Source organism: Streptomyces desertarenae (assembly GCF_042681365.1).
In the GTDB taxonomy this organism is placed as follows: Bacteria; Actinomycetota; Actinomycetes; order Streptomycetales; family Streptomycetaceae; genus Streptomyces; species Streptomyces desertarenae.
On the sequence record NZ_JBHUFU010000004.1, the window covers coordinates 149,086 to 165,957 of the forward strand.

The 16,872-nt window shown below is 75.0% G+C and carries 16 protein-coding genes; 8 read left to right on the plus strand and 8 right to left on the minus strand.

Going from position 1 to position 16,872, the window contains the following annotated elements; translation table 11 throughout:
- The first annotated feature begins 40 nt into the window (after positions 1–40).
- On the plus strand, positions 41–2,554 hold the full coding sequence (locus ACFSJS_RS08695; RefSeq protein WP_380898599.1) for a DEAD/DEAH box helicase: 2,514 nt from the start codon (positions 41–43) through the stop codon (positions 2,552–2,554).
- A gap of 34 nt (positions 2,555–2,588) precedes the next feature.
- On the plus strand, positions 2,589–3,494 hold the full coding sequence (locus ACFSJS_RS08700) for an acyl-CoA thioesterase (RefSeq protein ID WP_380898601.1): 906 nt from the start codon (positions 2,589–2,591) through the stop codon (positions 3,492–3,494).
- On the opposite strand, the gene ACFSJS_RS08705 is transcribed toward ACFSJS_RS08700, so the two are convergent.
- Both ACFSJS_RS08705 and ACFSJS_RS08710 read right to left on the minus strand, forming a co-directional pair.
- A complete protein-coding gene (locus ACFSJS_RS08705) occupies positions 3,428–4,411 on the minus strand; it encodes a DUF6397 family protein (protein ID WP_380898603.1) in 984 nt (327 codons plus the stop codon). The two genes, ACFSJS_RS08700 and ACFSJS_RS08705, sit on opposite strands and share 67 nt — an antisense overlap.
- 181 nt (positions 4,412–4,592) lie before the next feature.
- A complete protein-coding gene (locus ACFSJS_RS08710; protein ID WP_380898605.1) occupies positions 4,593–4,985 on the minus strand; it encodes a roadblock/LC7 domain-containing protein in 393 nt (130 codons plus the stop codon).
- A gap of 190 nt (positions 4,986–5,175) precedes the next feature.
- On the opposite strand from ACFSJS_RS08710, the gene ACFSJS_RS08715 reads away from it, so the two are divergent.
- Positions 5,176–5,775, plus strand: a complete 600-nt coding sequence (locus ACFSJS_RS08715; RefSeq protein ID WP_380898606.1) for a class I SAM-dependent methyltransferase — start codon at positions 5,176–5,178, stop codon at positions 5,773–5,775.
- A gap of 133 nt (positions 5,776–5,908) precedes the next feature.
- Positions 5,909–6,724, plus strand: a complete 816-nt coding sequence (locus ACFSJS_RS08720) for a hypothetical protein (protein ID WP_380898608.1) — start codon at positions 5,909–5,911, stop codon at positions 6,722–6,724.
- 118 nt (positions 6,725–6,842) lie between these two features.
- Here the strand turns inward: ACFSJS_RS08720 and ACFSJS_RS08725 are convergent, their stop codons facing one another.
- The 5 genes from ACFSJS_RS08725 to ACFSJS_RS08745 form a co-directional block, all read right to left on the minus strand.
- Positions 6,843–7,028, minus strand: coding sequence for a hypothetical protein (locus ACFSJS_RS08725; RefSeq protein ID WP_380898610.1), 186 nt, complete (start codon positions 7,026–7,028; stop codon positions 6,843–6,845).
- A gap of 123 nt (positions 7,029–7,151) precedes the next feature.
- Entirely contained in the window at positions 7,152–8,228 is a 1,077-nt protein-coding gene (locus tag ACFSJS_RS08730; protein ID WP_380898612.1) for a fatty acid desaturase family protein, read from the minus strand.
- Between the two features lie 363 nt (positions 8,229–8,591).
- A complete protein-coding gene (locus tag ACFSJS_RS08735; RefSeq protein ID WP_380898614.1) occupies positions 8,592–9,398 on the minus strand; it encodes an SGNH/GDSL hydrolase family protein in 807 nt (268 codons plus the stop codon).
- Between the two features lie 448 nt (positions 9,399–9,846).
- A complete protein-coding gene (locus ACFSJS_RS08740; protein WP_380898616.1) occupies positions 9,847–10,098 on the minus strand; it encodes a DUF397 domain-containing protein in 252 nt (83 codons plus the stop codon).
- Positions 10,095–10,973, minus strand: a complete 879-nt coding sequence (locus ACFSJS_RS08745) for a DUF5753 domain-containing protein (RefSeq protein ID WP_380898618.1) — start codon at positions 10,971–10,973, stop codon at positions 10,095–10,097. The genes ACFSJS_RS08740 and ACFSJS_RS08745 overlap by 4 nt, the downstream gene beginning before the upstream one ends.
- 163 nt (positions 10,974–11,136) lie before the next feature.
- Here ACFSJS_RS08745 and ACFSJS_RS08750 point away from each other — a divergent pair, with 163 nt between their 5' ends.
- Positions 11,137–11,604, plus strand: a complete 468-nt coding sequence (locus ACFSJS_RS08750; protein ID WP_380898620.1) for an ATP-binding protein — start codon at positions 11,137–11,139, stop codon at positions 11,602–11,604.
- Between the two features lie 289 nt (positions 11,605–11,893).
- Here ACFSJS_RS08750 and xylA read toward each other — a convergent pair whose 3' ends face one another.
- Positions 11,894–13,066 (minus strand): xylose isomerase, encoded by a 1,173-nt coding sequence (gene xylA, locus ACFSJS_RS08755; protein WP_380898622.1) that lies wholly within the window; start codon positions 13,064–13,066, stop codon positions 11,894–11,896.
- 78 nt (positions 13,067–13,144) lie between these two features.
- Between xylA and xylB the strand changes: the two genes are divergently transcribed.
- The 3 genes from xylB (at position 13,145) to ACFSJS_RS08770 (ending at position 16,840) form a co-directional block, all read left to right on the plus strand.
- Positions 13,145–14,572 (plus strand): xylulokinase, encoded by a 1,428-nt coding sequence (gene xylB / locus ACFSJS_RS08760; protein WP_380898624.1) that lies wholly within the window; start codon positions 13,145–13,147, stop codon positions 14,570–14,572.
- A 70-nt stretch (positions 14,573–14,642) separates the two neighbouring features.
- A complete protein-coding gene (locus ACFSJS_RS08765; protein ID WP_380898626.1) occupies positions 14,643–15,863 on the plus strand; it encodes an ROK family protein in 1,221 nt (406 codons plus the stop codon).
- Positions 15,864–16,549: 686 nt separating this feature from the next.
- Entirely contained in the window at positions 16,550–16,840 is a 291-nt protein-coding gene (locus ACFSJS_RS08770) for a hypothetical protein (RefSeq protein ID WP_380898628.1), read from the plus strand.
- The last annotated feature ends 32 nt before the right edge of the window (positions 16,841–16,872 follow it).

Below are 16,872 nucleotides of genomic sequence, written 5' to 3' on the forward strand. Positions count from 1 at the left end.
GGTTCACGCCGGGAGGGGGACGGCAGGCAGTATGGGGGGCGTGACCCTTATCGATCAGATGCCGAGCACCGCCGACCCCGACACTCTTTACGAAGCCTTCTCCGGCTGGGCCGAGGGCAGGGGCATCACGCTCTACCCCGCCCAGGAGGAGGCCCTGATCGAAGTGGTCTCCGGGGCGAACGTCATCCTGTCCACGCCGACCGGCTCCGGCAAGAGCCTGGTGGCGGCCGGCGCGCACTTCGCCGCGCTCGCCCAGGACAAGGTCACCTTCTACACCGCCCCCATCAAGGCGCTGGTGTCGGAGAAGTTCTTCGACCTGTGCAAGATCTTCGGCACCGAGAACGTGGGCATGCTCACCGGCGACGCCTCGGTCAACGCCGACGCACCCGTCATCTGCTGCACCGCCGAGGTGCTCGCCTCCATCGCGCTGCGCGACGGGGCGGACGCCGACATCGGCCAGGTCGTCATGGACGAGTTCCACTTCTACGCCGAGCCGGACCGCGGCTGGGCGTGGCAGATCCCCCTGCTGGAGCTGCCGCAGGCACAGTTCGTCCTGATGTCGGCCACCCTCGGTGACGTGAGCCGGTTCGAGGAGGACCTGACCCGGCGCACCGGGCGCCCCACCGCCGTGGTGCGCTCGGCCACCCGGCCGGTGCCGCTGAGCTACGAGTACCGCACGACGCCGCTGACCGAGACACTGACCGAACTGCTCCAGACCCACCAGGCGCCGGTGTACATCGTGCACTTCACCCAGGCGCAGGCCGTGGAGCGGGCGCAGGCGCTGATGAGCATCAACATGTGCTCGCGCGCCGAGAAGGACGAGATCGCCAAGCTCATCGGCAACTTCCGCTTCACCACCCGGTTCGGCCGGAACCTCTCCCGCTACGTGCGGCACGGCATCGGGGTGCACCACGCCGGCATGCTGCCCAAGTACCGGCGGCTGGTGGAGAGGCTGGCCCAGGCGGGCCTGCTGAAGGTGATCTGCGGCACCGACACCCTCGGGGTGGGCGTCAACGTGCCCATCCGCACGGTGCTGTTCACCGCCCTGACCAAGTACGACGGCAACCGGGTGCGGGTGCTGCGGGCGCGGGAGTTCCACCAGATCGCGGGCCGGGCCGGACGGGCCGGCTTCGACACGGCCGGTCTGGTCGTCGCACAGGCGCCCGAGCACGTCATCGAGAACGAGAAGGCCCTCGCCAAGGCCGGCGACGATCCGAAGAAGCGCCGCAAGGTGGTGCGGAAGAAGGCCCCGGAGGGCTTCGTCAACTGGAGCGAGAAGACCTTCGAGAAGCTGATCGCCTCCGACCCGGAGCCGCTCACCTCCCGGTTCAGGGTGACCCACGCGATGCTCCTGTCCGTCATCGCCCGTCCCGGTGACGCCTTCCAGGCCATGCGCAGGCTGCTGGAGGACAACCACGAGGACCGGCGCAGCCAGCTGCGCCACATCCGGCGGGCGATCGCCATCTACCGCTCGCTGCTGGACGGCGGGGTCGTCGAGCAGCTCGACACCCCGGACGCCGAGGGGCGCACCGTCCGGCTCACCGTCGACCTCCAGCAGGACTTCGCCCTCAACCAGCCGCTGTCCACCTTCGCGCTGGCGGCCTTCGAGCTGCTGGACCCCGAGTCGCCCTCCTACGCGCTGGACATGGTCTCCGTCGTGGAGTCGACCCTGGACGACCCGCGGCAGATCCTGGCCGCGCAGCAGAACAAGGCCAGGGGCGAGGCCGTCGCACAGATGAAGGCGGACGGCGTCGAGTACGAGGAGCGCATGGAGCGGCTGGCCGACATCAGCCACCCCAAGCCGCTGGAGGAGCTGCTCTTCCACGCCTACAACCTCTACCGCAGGAGCCACCCGTGGGTCGGCGACCACCCGCTGTCCCCGAAGTCCGTCGTCCGCGACATGTACGAACGGGCGATGACCTTCGGGGAGTTCGTCTCCCACTACGAGCTGGCCCGCACCGAGGGGATCGTGCTGCGCTACCTCGCCAGTGCCTACAAGGCGCTGGAGCACACCGTGCCGGACGACCTGAAGTCCGAGGACTTCCAGGACATCGTCGCCTGGCTCGGCGAGATGGTGCGGCAGGTCGACTCCAGCCTGCTGGACGAGTGGGAGCAGCTGGCCCATCCCGAGGACGAGACGGCCGAGGAGGCCCAGGAGCGCGCCGACCAGGTCAAGCCCGTCACCGCCAACGCCCGCGCCTTCCGCGTGCTGGTGCGCAACGCGATGTTCCGGCGGGTGGAGCTGGCCGCGCTGGACAAGGTGGAGGAGCTGGGCGAACTGGACGGCGAGGCCGGCTGGGACGCCGACGCCTGGGCCGAGGCCATGGACGCCTACTGGGAGGAGTACGACGACCTGGGCACCGGACCGGACGCCCGCGGGCCGAAGCTGCTGCGGATCGAGGAGCGGCCCGAGGACGGCCTGTGGCGGGTCCGGCAGACCTTCGCCGACCCGGAGGGCGACCACGACTGGGGCATCTCCGCCGAGGTCGACCTCACCGCCTCCGACGCGGAGGGACGCGCGGTGATCAAGGTCGTCGACGTGGGCCGGCTGTGACGGCGGACGGGAAGGACATGAGAGAGGACAGACGATGAGCGAGACCGCCCGGACGGACCGGAGCGGCCCCAAGGCCCCGGCCGACGCCGCCGAGAGCCTGGTCGACCTGCTCGACCTGGAGCGGATCGAGGAGAACATCTTCCGCGGGCACAGTCCCGACGAGTCGCTGCAGCGCGTCTTCGGCGGGCAGGTCGCCGGGCAGGCGCTGGTGGCGGCCGGGCGCACCACCGACGGGAAGCGCCCGGTGCACTCGCTGCACGCGTACTTCCTGCGCCCGGGGAGGCCCGGGGTGCCGATCGTGTACCAGGTCGAGCGGGTGCGGGACGGGCGCTCCTTCACCACCCGCCGCGTGGTGGCCGTGCAGCAGGGCCGCACGATCTTCAACCTGACCGCCTCCTTCCATCGCGGTGAGCCGGGCTTCGAACACCAGCTGCCGATGCCCGAGGTGCCGGATCCCGAGTCGCTGCCGAAACTGGCGGACGAGCTCCGCGAGCACCTGGGCTCGCTGCCCGAACCGCTGGAGCGCATGGCGCGCCGCCAGCCGTTCGACATCCGGTACGTGGAGCGGCTGCGCTGGTCCCGGGAGGAGCTGCGGGGGGTCGATCCGCGCAGCGCGGTGTGGATGCGGGCGGTGGGGCCGCTGGGCGACGACCCGCTCGTCCACACCTGCGCGGTCACCTACGCCAGCGACATGACGCTCCTCGACGCGGTGCGCCTGCCCGTGGAGCCGCTGTGGGGTCCGCGCGGCTTCGACATGGCCTCCCTGGACCACGCGATGTGGTTCCACCGCCCCTTCCGGGCCGACGAGTGGCTCCTCTACCAGCAGGAGTCACCCGTGGCGACCGGTGCCCGCGGGCTGGCCAGGGGCCTGCTCTACGACCGGCGGGGGCGGCTGGTCGCCTCGGTGATGCAGGAGGGGCTGTTCCGGACGGCGGGGTGACGCCCGCACCGCGCCCCCGGCCCCTCCTCCGGGCGGGACAGGGGGCGCGCGGCCCGCGCCGTGCCGAGCGCCGCCGCCAGGCCCAGCCGGTGCCACAGCACCTCCTCCTCGCCGTCGGCGGTGAGGAGGGCCCGGACGACCCGCCCGGCCGCCGGGGAGTCCGGCCGGGCGGTGACCAGTGCGGGTCGCAGCTCCTCCAGCCTGGCCCGCTCCGCCGGATCCGGTACGGCCTCCGCCAGCACGTCCGGGGCCAGCACGGCGGCGTGGGCGGCCGCGGCGGCCCACGGGTCGTCCGTACGGCGCACGGCCTGGGCGATCCGCCGGTTGCGCCAGTGGCGCGGCCGCCAGTCCTCCCCCCGGGCCAGCATCCGCCGCACCCCCTCCGGCAGGGGGCCGCGGAGCAGGTCCGGCCGGTGCCCGGCCACGTCCCTCAGCTCGGTGGCGAGGTAGAACCAGACCACGGCCCGGTACCGGTTGAGGGAGAAGCGCACGGGGCCGACGCACCCGGTGCGGGCCAGGCGCGCGAACCGCGCCCGGCTCACCCCCAGCAGCTCGGCGCCCTCCCGGGCACCGACCAGACGCAGCCGCTCGCGCAGGGTGGCCGGAAAACCCTCCTCGGCGCGGAGCCGGGCCAGTTCCGCCGCCGGAACCCGCCGACCGCGTCCACACGGCGGGCCCGCCGCCACCGCCCCGATCTCCCCGAGTTCGACGGCGAGTTCCAGCTCCCGCGGCTTCAGCCCGAGCGCCCGGCACGCCTCGCCCGCCGGCACCGCCTCCACCGGGGCGCCCCGGACACCCCCCGGCGCGTCCTGCGCCGGTGGCGCGCAGGGCAGGGGCCGCGGCGCGGCCTCCGCCTCGCGTACCCCTGCGACCCCCGCGGTCTCCAGCGCCGACGCCCGTACCCGTGCCACCGACATGGCCATCCCCTCCGCACTCTTCCGATCACCGAGTGCGACGAAGGTAGTCCGCCGGCCCGCCGCTTCGCCGAACCTGTGGACGACTCGGGGAAACCGCTGGTGGAGCCGGGTCACCGGGGTCGGCCGCCGGCCTGCGGCGCACCGGCGGCGCGGGAATCGCGCCAGGGCCCTCCCCGGCCGTTCAGCGGCCGTTGCGCGTGGCCACCCCCAGGTGCTCGCCGACCCGGCTCACCAGCAGGGTCGTCTCGTAGGCGAGCTGGCCCATGTCGGCCTCCGGTGCCGCGAGGACGCACAGGCAGCTGCCGTCACCGGCCGCCGTCACGAAGAGGATCCCCTCGTCGAACTCGATCACGGTCTGGCGCACCCGGCCCGTCCGGAAGTGCTCCCCGGCGCCCCTGGCCAGGCTGTGCAGGCCGGAGGCGACCGCGGCCAGGTGCTCGGCGGCGCTCCGCTCGAGCCCCTGGCTGGCCCCGGTGACCAGCCCGTCGCCGGAGAGCACCAGCGCGTGCCGTACCGATGCCATCCGCTGCGTCAGGTCGTCCAGCAACCAGTCCAGTCCACTGCCCAGAGCCATTCCGGTCCCCCTGTCTGATGGTCGTGCCGTGCCAGCCTTACCCAGGACGGCCGCCGGGGCAACCATCGTTCTCGGCCTCCCCCGGCACGGCCGGAAACGTGAGGGGGTACCGTGCCCGGGCGCGGCGACGGTCGCCGGCGGACGGCGGGCCGCGCCGGGCACGCGGCGGAGGACGCACGAAGGAGGGTCTGTGGCGGAGGACGGCAGGGCGCGGACGCGGGAGTTCTTCACCGAGCGGGCCGCGGGCTGGGAGGCCCGCTTCCCCGACGACGGCCCCGCCTACGAGGCCGCCGTGGCCGAGCTGGGGCTCCGCCCCGGGGACGCCGTCCTGGACGCCGGCTGCGGCACGGGGCGCGCACTGCCCGCCCTGCGCGCGGCCGTCGGCCGGCAGGGGACCGTCCTGGGTTTCGACCTCACCCCGGCCATGCTGGAGCAGGCCGTCTCGGCCGGGCGGCACCGCCACGCCCTGCCGGCCGTGGCCGACGTCATGCGTCTGCCGCTGCGCGACGGCGGGCTGGACGCCGTGTTCGCCGCCGGTCTGCTGTCGCACCTGCCCGACCCGGCCGGGGGGATGCGGGAGCTGGGCAGGGTGGTCCGGCCGGGCGGCCGTCTGGCGCTCTTCCACCCGGTGGGCCGCGCCGCCCTCGCGGCCCGCCACGGGCGCGCGGTCGCCCCCGGCGACCTCCGGGCCGAGCCGAACCTCCGGCCCCTGCTGGAGGCCGCGGGCTGGCGGCTGGCCTCGTACGCCGACGAGGACCGCCGCTACCTGGCGCTGGCCGTGCGCCTCTGACCCGGCTGCCGCCGACCCGCGGGCTCCCGCGCCGCCCCTCCCCCGCCCGGTGTGTCCCCCGTCTCTCGACGCGGCCTCCCCGCCGTGGCTAGGGTGCGCGCACGATGTCCGGCTGGCCGGAGAGGAGACCGGTGTGGCGGAGGCCCGGAGCGGGGACGGCGCGGGCGGCGGCGACGACGCCCTGTACGTGCTGACCGCGGTGCTGCTCACCCCGGCGCAGTTCCCGAGCGTCCTCGGCGACGACTACCCCGAGGCGTGCGCCGCGCTCGGTCTGGAGCCGTACGCCGAGGGGTACGGCCTCGTCCTCGGGCAGGACGGGGAGGGCGCCCGCTGGACCGTCGCCACGGAGGACGTCTCCCTGGTGGCGTGCGCGATCGCCGCCTGGGACTGCGGCATGGGGTACGACCTGTCGCCGGGCGAGCGGACGATCGCCGCGGTCCTCCCCGGCTGGCCGGTGGCGGTGGCGGTGGCCGCGCCGGGGGTCCCCGCACCGCACGATCCCGGGCCCGGACCGGAGCCGGGCGGCGGCCGTCCGCCCCTCTCGCCGCCCGACACCTCCGCGTGGGGCCCGGCGCAGCGGCGGCTCGGCGCGGACGAGATCGCGCTGCAGTGGGCCGAGTGGCGCGCGCAGGTCGACGCGGACGTCACGTTCGTCGATCCCGGGGAGGGCTCCGGCTCCAGGGCGCGGCGCGCCCTGGAGGAGGCCCGGGCCTACCTGGACTCCCCGCCACCGCCCGGCCGCGTCCGTTCGGCGTTCGCCCCCGGCGAGGCCCGGACGCTGCGTGTGGACGGTCCCGGCTGGAGCCTGGTGGCGCGGACCGACGACATCGCGTTCGTGCTGCTGGACGACGAGCCGGGCGAGGTGCTCCCGGTGGGCCGCGGGCCGGAGCTGCCCGGTCTGCTCCGGGCGCTGGAGCGCCTGGCGGTCCGGCCGGACACGGTCGTCTGAGCCGGCCGCACGGCGGCCGCCGCCGCCCCGTCGCCCCGCCGCCGTGCGCGGCGGTACCGGAGCGGAGGCCCTCGCCGGGCGCGCCTGCGGAACGGCAGGGATCCCGGGCGGCTGCCCGTCAGCGCCCCAGTTCCTTGCGGCCGACCCGCCGCACCCTGCGGCGCTGCGCGGGGTCGAGTGCCAGGTAGGCGAGGGCCGGGATCCCGACGACCACCGCCAGCCCTATCAGGAAACTGCCGGTCAGCACCCACAGGAGCAGCCCCACGGCCACTCCGCCGACGGCGACCTTCCCCCGGTTGCCCATCTTCAACGCCTCCTCGTGCGGCGGTGGACCGCCGCCTCATCCCTGGAACGTCCCCGCGGCCCGGAGGGTTCCCCGGCCCCGCCCGAAGCAGGCCCGGACGCCGGCCGCCGCCCGCGTGCGGCCTCAGGCGCGCAGCTCGGCGCCGACCTCGTGCATGTGCCGCAGCGCCTGCCGGTAGGAGTCCAGTACCCCCGTCTCGGTGTAGGGCACGCCCAGCGCCTCGCAGTGGCGGCGCACCAGCGACCGGGCCTGCTTCAGGTGGGGGCGGGGCATGCTCGGGAAGAGGTGGTGCTCGATCTGGTGGTTCAGGCCGCCCAGCAGCCAGTCGGTGACCGGCCCGCCGCGGACGTTGCGCGAGGTGAGGACCTGGCGGCGCAGGTGCCCCCAGGGCTCCCCGCCCGGGTCCGGCATCTGCATCCCCTTGTGGTTGGGGGCGAAGGAGCACCCCAGGTGCAGCCCGAACAGCGCGTGGTGGACCAGGGCGAAGGCCAGCGCCCGGCCCAAAGGCATCGCCGCCAGCAGCAGGGAGGCGTAACCGGCCCAGTGGGCGGCCAGGAGCACCGCCTCCACCGCGCGGTCGCCGCGGTGGAGGCGGTCGCGTCCGCCCGACCGCAGCATCCGTATGCTCGTCACCTTCAGGGCGACGCCCTCCAGCAGCAGGAGCGGGAAGAACAGCCGAGCCTGGTTGCGGGTGAGCCAGCGCGCGGCACCGTGCCGCCCGGCGGCCTGCCGCTGGGTCCACACCAGCACGCCGACCCCGACGTCGGGATCCTTGTCGACGTGGTTGGGGTTGGCGTGGTGGCGGTTGTGCTTGTCGTTCCACCACGCGTGGCTCATGCCGAGCAGCAGGTTCCCGTGCACCAGCCCGATCACGCGGTTGGCGCGGCGGCTCCCGGCGATCTGGGCGTGTCCGGCGTCGTGGCCCACGAAGGCGGTGCGGGCCCACAGGACGGCGAGCGGCACGGCCCACACCAGGACCCACCAGGAGTCCCCCAGGGCGAACACCGCGGCGGTGACGGCGGCGAGGGCGAGCGCGTTGACGGCGATGCCCGCCGCGTACCAGCCCGTGCGGTGCTCCAGCAGGCCCTGCTCCCTGACCTGCCGCAGCAGTGGGGAGAACTCGCTGCCGCCGGACGCGGCGGTCTCCCCCGCCGGGCCCGGCGGGCCCTGGGGGACGGTCGGGGGTGCTGTTCCGGGCATGCTGCCTCCGGGGCTGCGGGACGGTGCGGCTTCCGACCCGCCCCAACCTAGGAGCGCCGTACGGGCACCGGCCATGGCGCCGGCACCCGTGCGGCCGGGGACCCAGCTCCCCCGGCCGTACGGGGGGCAGCCCCACCCCGTCCGGCCCGGGCGGTCGCCCGCTCCGGCGCGGTCCCGGGCTCCGGCGAGGCGGCCCTGACCGGTCCCGGGCCGGATCCCGGGGCGCTGGAGTCCCTGGTGGCGCGGACGTCCGGCTCCGGCCGGGGCGGGACGGCCGGCGGCGGCCGCACCGGAAGGAGCGCGGCCGGTGGCGGCCCGCGGGTCCCGCGGGCCGCCACCGGCCGCCGCTCTGGCCGGGTCGGCTCAGGCGATGCCCTCCAGCACGGGGTAGTAGCCCCCGGACTGGCCCGCCGCCTTGGGGTGGTACGAGTTGGTGATGTTGAGCCAGTCGACGCTGTGCAGCCAGGAGTCGCTGGAGCAGATCTCGTGGCCCGTGAAGCGTCCGCGCACGTCGCCGAAGGTGAAGCCGTGGTCGGCGACCCGCTTGGCGATGACGTCGCTGAGGTGGTCGGCCGCGGCGTTGATGGCCGCGCGGGAGGTCTCGCTGAGTCCGACCCAGCAGCTGCCGTTGAGCTTGTAGAAGCGGGGGTAGTTCAGCACCACGACCCGGGCGTTGGGCGCCTTGCCCCGGATGGCGCTGTAGACGGCGTCGAGCCGGCCCGGGAGGGTGTTGGCGATGTACTCGCGCGCCTGGTTGATCCGGGACACGCACGCGCTCTCGCCCTGCAGCACGCAGGTCGTCATGGCGTCGGCGAAACCGGCGTCGTTGCCGCCGACGCTGAGGCTGACCAGGGAGGTGCCCGAGTTCAGCGGACCGAGCTGGTTGTTGATGACGTCGGTCGTCCTGGCCCCGGAGCAGGCGGTGAAGTGGAAGGAGGAGGGGGCGTTGGCGTTCTTCCACAGCACCGGGTACGCCCGGTTGCTCCGCTTGCAGGAACCGCTGGCGCTGTCGTAGTCGCCGGCGCCGACCCCGGAGGAGTACGAGTCCCCCAGGGCCACGTAGGACGTGGCGGCGGCCTCCTGGGCCGACGCCACTCCCGCGCCACCGATTCCCAGTCCGAGGACGGCGGCGAGGGTGACCGCCGCGGAGGCGAGGCGGGACAACTTCATGGGACCTCCCAGAGTGTGGAGGAAGAGGGGAGAGGGATTGTGCCTACTCCGTGGTAGCAGCGGAGAGCGCTTTTAGGAAGCGTCCATGTCAAAACCGATGCGGACATTCAGCTGAACAACCGGTTCACCCTGCCTCGGGTAACGCCCTATGTCCCGACGCTTCGTCAGATAGCGTCCCGGAAAAGGAATCCGCCGAAAACCCGTTCGTCCGGCGTTCGCCGCCAATCCGCGCAAAAAACCCGCGCGCACCGAATCGAGTCGGGCCGCCCCGCGTCCGCCGGAGAAAGCGGAAAGGAGCGGTCCGGCGCCCTGCGGATTTCCGCCCCGCTCCCGGCGCTTCGAGGACGCCTGCGGGCATCGGGGCGCGAGGGGGCGGGGCCGGTCGGTCGCACCGCCTCCGCCGGGGTCCCCGCGGCCTCGTGCGCTCCGGCGCGGGGCGGCCCGCCCCCTACGCGGTCTCCCGGGCGAGCAGGAAGTCCGCCTCGCCCGCCTTCACACCCCGGATGAACCCGGCGATCTCGTGGCGGGTGCAGATCAGGGCGGGGCCGTCGGGGTCGGCGGACTGGCGCAGCGCCACCCGGCCGTCCGCCAGCCGCATGACCTCCACGCAGCTCCCCCCGTTGCCGCCGCTCCACGGCTTGTGCCAGCCCTCGGTCCCCAACTGCCGGGCCGGCATGCCGCTGTAGACGCGTTCCTTCATCCGATCTCCCACAACTCCTTGCGCAAGCCCTCCAGAACGGCCTCGGTCCGCTGCACCGGCGCGGCCTGCGCGCACATCCGGTCCAGTGCCTCCTGGAACGCCGACACCTCGTCGCGCCGGTCGAAGCAGACGGCGCCCACCAGGCTCTCGCCGTAGGCGACGTCGGGCAGTTCCGGGACGGGGAACCGGAAGATGTGGAAGGGCCCGTACATGGCCGGGTGGGGTCCGGCGGCGAAGGGCATGACCTGCAGGCGCACCGTCGGCATCGAGCACGCCTCGACCAGCCGGTCGAGCTGGGCGCGCATGACCTCCGGTCCGCCGACGGGCCTGCGCAGCACGGTCTCGTCCATCACCACCCACAGCAGCGGCGGTTCCGCGCGCTCCAGCAGCCGCTGGCGCTCCAGCCGCAGCGCGACCCCCCGCTCGATCTCGGCGCCGGAGGCGTGCGGCATCCCGGCGCGCAGCACGGCGCGGGCGTAGTCCTCGGTCTGCAGGAGTCCGGGCACGTAGTGGGGCTCGTAGGCGCGGATGACGTGCGACTCGCTCTCCAGGGCGACGAAGGCGCTGAACCACTCGGGCAGTACGTCGCGGTAGCGGTGCCACCAGCCGGGGCGGTTGGCCTCGCGGGCGAGCGCGAGGAAGGAGTCGATCTCCCCCTGGTCCGCGATGCCGTAGGTGCGCAGCAGCTTCTCGACGTAGGGGAGCTTCAGGCCGACCTCCGCCCGCTCCATCCTGCGGACGGTGGCGTGGGTGACGTCGAGCGCCGCCGCGGCCCTGTCGTAAGTCAGTCCGGCGCGCCGGCGCAGTTCCCGCAGCCGCCTGCCCAGCACCACGCGCAGCACCGTCGGTGCGCCGCCCGTCCGGGATTCCGCCACCGCCGCCCCTCCCGCTCCCGCCGACCCGCCCGGCCGGCCAACCGGCGCGCGGAGAGCGGCAGTCTGTCATGCCACTTGACTATTGCGACAGGGTGGCATGTGCGTTTTTGCAAACAACAGATTGATCCTTGCCAGATGTTGTCACCGCCTCCACACTGGGGACGTGGCTCACTTTTCCGAAGTTCGCCCGTTAGAGCGCACCGAGGGTTCGGCCGAACGGAACCTGCGGGACGCTTTCCACCTTCCGGCCATCGGCGCCTCCGTCGCCGAGGCGCGCCGGAGGGTGCTCGCGCGCCTGACGGAGTGGGACATCGGGGCGCTGGTCCGCGACAACGCCCAGCTGGTCGTCTCCGAGCTCTTCACCAACGCCGTCAGACACACCGAAAGCGACAAGGTGGACTGCGAGCTGCGGGTCACCGGACTGCGGCTGCGCCTGGAGGTCACCGACCAGGGCGGAGGCACCCGTCCGCGCCGGCAGGGCGCCGGCGGCGGGACCGACTCCGAGGGGGAGAGCGGACGCGGACTGCTGCTGGTCAGCGCCCTGGCCGAGGAGTGGGGGGTGCGCCCGCGGGAGAGCGGCGCGGGCCACATGGTCTGGGCGGAGCTGGAGTTCGGCCGCTCCGCTCCCTGACGCGGGGCCGCCCGGCCCGGGCGGGGGAGGCCGGGCGGCCCCGGCGCACGCGCACGTCCCGCCTCCGGCGGCCCGCCCGGAACCCGGTCCGGCCCGCCGCGCCCTCCCCGGCCGGGAGGTGCACCGCGGGTACGGGGGAGGCGGCCCCCTCACAGGGCGCGGGGCAGCCCCGCGCGGCGTGACGGACGCACGGCGCGCGGGTGCGCGGGAGGCCGCGGCGGCCGGAGGGAACGGCCGTGCGGGGGTGCGGGCCGCCACCCGCGCCCCCGCACGGGGCTCGCCGGCGCCCTCAGCCGCGGACGCCCAGCAGGTGGTCCATCGCCAGCTGGTCCAGCTGCTCGAAGGCCATGCCGCGCTCCGCGGCGGCCTCCACGTCGAACTCCTCGAAGGCGCTCCGGTCGGCCAGCAGGTCGGCGGCGGTCTCGCCCTCGTCCAGGGTCGGCTTCGCCAGCTCGTCCAGGCGGGCGGCGCGCAGCGCCTCCTGCACGGCCGGGTCGGCGCGGAAGGCGGCGGCCTTCTCCTTGAGGATCAGGTAGTTGCGCATGCAGCCGGCCGCCGAGGCCCACACGCCGCCGAAGTCCTCGGTCCGCGGCGGCTTGAAGTCGAAGTGCCGCGGGCCCTCGTAGCCGGCCGACTCCAGCAGGTCCACCAGCCAGAACGCCTGGCGCAGGTCGCCGGCGCCGAAGCGGAGGTCCTGGTCGTACTTGATGCCGGACTGGCCGTTGAGGTCGATGTGGAACAGCTTGCCGTGCCACAGCGCCTGGGCGATGCCGTGCGGGAAGTTGAGTCCGGCCATCTGCTCGTGGCCGACCTCGGGGTTGAGGCCGACCCGGTCGGCGTGCTCCAGCTCGCCGATGAACGCCAGGGCGTGGCCGACGGTGGGCAGCAGGATGTCGCCGCGCGGCTCGTTGGGCTTGGGCTCGATGGCGAAACGCAGGTCGTAGCCCTGGGAGACGACGTAGTCGCCGAGGAGGTCGAACGCCTCCTTGAGGCGGTCCAGGGCCACCCGCACGTCCTTGGCGGCACCGGACTCGGCGCCCTCTCGGCCGCCCCAGGCCACGTAGGTGCCGGCGCCCAGCTCGACGGCCAGGTCGATGTTGCGCATGGTCTTGCGCAGGGCGTAGCGGCGCACGTCCCGGTCGTTGGCGGTGAAGGCGCCGTCCTTGAAGACCGGGTGGGTGAAGAGGTTGGTGGTGGCCATCGGCACCTTCATGCCGGTGGAGTCCAGCGCCTGGCGGAAGCGCTTGACGATGCCCTCGCGCTCGGCGTCGGAGGACCCGAAGGGGATCAGGTCGTCGTCGTGGAAGGTGACGCCGTAGGCGCCCAGCTCGGACAGCTTCTGCACGGTCTCGACCGGGTCGAGGGCCGGGCGGGTCGCGTCACCGAAGGGGTCGCGACCCTGCCAGCCCACGGTCCACAGACCGAAGGTGAACTTGTGCTCGGGCGTCGGCTCGTAGCTCATGACATGCCTCTCGGGTATTTCGTCAGGGCCGTTGACAAATTAGTATGCGCCCAGAAGCCCCAGAGAGGAAGAGGCGACATGGCCGCACCCGAAGGTCCGCTCGTAGTCGGTGTGGACAGCTCGACGCAGTCCACGAAAGCGCTGGTCGTCGACGCCGCCACCGGCCAGGTGGTGGCCCGCGGCCAGGCGCCCCACACCGTCTCCCCCGACCACGAGAGCGATCCCGGGCAGTGGTGGGAGGCCCTGTGCCGGGCGCTGGAGCAGTGCGGACCGGCCGTCCACCGGGCCGCGGCGGTCTCCGTCGGCGGACAGCAGCACGGGCTGGTGACGCTGGACGCCGGCGGCCGCCCGGTGCGCCCGGCCCTGCTGTGGAACGACGTCCGCTCCGCCCCGCAGCGCGACCGGCTGGTGGAGGAGCTGGGCGGGCCCGGGGCGTGGGCCGAGCGCTTCGGCAGCGTCCCGGCGACCTCCTTCACCGTGACCAAGTGGCAGTGGCTGCGGGAGAACGAGCCCGAGGCCGCTGCCTCCGTCCGCGCGGTGCGGCTGCCGCACGACTACCTCACCGAGCGGCTGACCGGCCTGGGCACCACCGACCGCGGTGACGCCTCGGGCACGGGCTGGTGGTCCACGGCCACCGAGGAGTACGACGCGGAGATCCTGGAGCGGGTCGGGCTCTCCCCCGACCTGCTGCCCCGCGTGCTCGGCCACGGCGAGGCCGCCGGCACCGTGCGGCCCCTGGACGGGCTGCCGCTGCCCCAGGGCGCGCTGGTGGCCGCCGGCACCGGGGACAACATGGCCGCCGCGCTCGGACTGGGCCTGAGCCCGGGCCGGCCGGTGCTGAGCCTGGGCACCTCCGGCACCGTCTACGCCGTCTCCACCACCCGGCCGGCCGACCCCACCGGCATCGTCGCCGGTTTCGCCGACGCCCGCACCGACTGGCTTCCGCTGGCCTGCACCCTCAACTGCACCCTGGCCGTGGACCGCGTCGCGGCCCTGTTCGGCCTGGACCGCGAGGCGGTCGAGGCCGGCGGGGGCGTCACCGTGCTGCCGTTCCTGGACGGCGAGCGCACCCCCGACCTCCCCTACGCCTCCGGCACCCTGACCGGCCTGCGGCACGACACCACCCCCGGCCAGATCCTCCAGGCCACCTACGACGGGGCGGTCTACTCGCTGCTGGCCGCCCTCGACCTGGTCCTGGACGCCGACGCCGCACCGGACGCGCCGATCCTGCTGATCGGCGGCGGCGCCAAGGGCACGGCCTGGCGGGAGACCGTCCGGCGGCTGTCCGGGCGCCCGGTGCAGGTGCCGCGGGCGCAGGAGCTGGTGGCGCTCGGCGCCGCGGCGCAGGCCGCCGCCCTGCTGCTGGGCGAGGACGCGGCCGCGGTGGCGCGCCGCTGGGCCACCGCCGACGGTCCCGCGTACGAGGCGGTGGAGCGCGACGAGGAGACCCTGGCCCGCCTCGCCACCACCCTGAACGACGCGGATACGCTGCTGCGACGGCACTGACCGGGCGCCGGGCGGGCCCGCCCGGCGCCCGCCCGGCGGACCGCCAGGAGACCCCGAGGAGCACACGCCCATGGCAGCACCCGCGCCCACGACCCAGCAGGAGATGCGGCGGCGGAACCTGGCCCGCGTCCTGCACGCGGTGGCCGACGACGGGCCCATGTCCCGTGCCGCCGTCGCGGCCCGGATCGGCCTGACCCGCACCTCCGTCTCCACCCTCGTGGACGAGCTCCTGGGCGCGGGACTGCTGGTGGAGCTGGGCCCGGGGCGCTCCGGTGCGGTGGGGCGGCCCGGTACCGCGCTGGCCCTGAGCGACCGCGGCCCCTGCGGGATCGGCGCCGAGGTCGGCGTCGACCACCTGGCGGTGTGCGCCGTGGACCTGCGCGGCGAGGTCCGCGTCCGGATCGCGGTGGACGCGGCCAACCGCGACAGCGATCCGGGCCCGGTGCTGCGGCGGCTCTCCTCACTGGTGCGCGAGGCGGCGGCGGAGGCCGGGAAGGCGGGGCTGGCCCCGGCCGGGCTGGCCGTGGCCGTGCCGGGCCTGGTGGCCCGGGGCACCACCACCGTCGTCCAGGCGCCCAACCTGGGCTGGACGGACCTCGACATCGCCTCCCTGCTGGACGAGGACACCCCGGGCCTCGCCCCCGGGGCGGGGTGCTCCGTCGACAACGAGGCCAACCTCGGCGCCCTGGCCGAGCTGTGGCTGGGCGGTCACTCCCCCGAACCCGACGGCTTCGTGCACGTCTCGGCCGAGATCGGCATCGGCGCCGCGGTTGTGGTGGACGGCGAGCTGCTGCGCGGCACACGCGGGTTCGCCGGCGAACTGGGCCACGTCCCGGTGCGCCCGGAGGGCCGGCCGTGCGCCTGCGGCGGCATCGGCTGCCTGGAGCAGTACGCGGGCGAGGAGGCCGTCCTGCGGGCCGCCGGCTTCGATCCGCGCGTCACCGCCGAGCGCCATCCCGGCCCCGGCGCCCGCATCGACCTGCTCGCCACCCGTGCCGAGGGCGGCGACCGCGCGGTGCTCAGGGCCCTGGCGGAGGCCGGCACGGCGCTGGGCACCGCCCTGACGGGCGCCGTCAACCTCCTCGATCCGCGCACGGTGGTGCTGGGCGGCGCCCTCGCCCGGCTGGCGCCCTGGCTGCTTCCCTCCCTCGAACACGAGCTGGACCGCCGCCTGGCCGGCCCGCCGCCGGTGGCGGTCTCCCGCCTCGGCCCGGACGGCCCGCTGCTGGGCGCGGCCCACTCCGTCGTCCGCGCCGTCCTGGACGACCCGCTGGCGCACCGGGAGGCCTGACGACCGGGCCGCCCCGCTTCGGGAGCTCGGTGCGCGGAGAATGACGCCAAATTCCCCGATCGGGAAGAGCTTTGGCACATTTTCAGCACATCGGGGGAACCACTGTCCGTTTCCCCCCGTCTGTCGCCCAACCGGCGTAAGAAACACATGTGAACCGAAGGAACCGCAGGCTGGGAGTGGGCGCGGCGGCAGCCGGAGCCGTCCTCGTGCTCGCCGCTCCGGGCGGCGCCCGCGCCGGGGAGGCGCCCGGAGCGCGGATCGCGCTGCCCGGTGTCGAGGTCCGGACCGGGAACAGCGCCGAGGCGCGGCTGACCGGCGGCGGCTCGTCGCTGGAGGTGACGACCCGTCCCGGCTGTCCCCGCCTGTCGGTGGCGATCACGCACGGGGGGGACCTCGGTCCGCTGCTCGACGTGATCCTGGGACGTCACTGCCCCCCGCCCACACCGCCTCCGCCTCGGCCGACCCCCACGCCCACACCGACACCGCCTCGGCCGACCCCCACGCCCACGCCCACACCGCCTCCGCCTCGGCCGACCCCCACGCCCACACCGACACCGCCTCCCCCGCCCCCGTCCCCGACCCCCACGCCCACCCCCGAACCGACACCGCCTGCACCGGCTCCCACCCCCACGCCCGAGCCGCCGGCCGTCCCTCCCACGCCCCCGGCCGCCCCCACCACCGGCCCCGTGCCGCCCCGGCCGGCTCCCGCCCAGCCCGTTCCCGTCACCGCGCCACCGCCTCCCGTCCACGCCGCGCCGCCGCGTGAGAACCCGCCACCGGAGCGCGCCGCCCCCACGCCGAGCGCCTCCCCGGAGGTCGTCTTCCGGGCCACCGCCCCGCACCGGCGGACCGACTCGCGCCTGCCCCTCATCGGGCGCACCCTGCTGATCGTCGCCCCCGCCGTACTGGCCGCCGCGGCGCTGCGCCCCCGCTCCGGCCCGGGGTCCCGTTCCGGCCCGGGAGCCCGTTCCCGCTGATTCCCGCGACCGGCTCCCCGCCGGACCCCCTC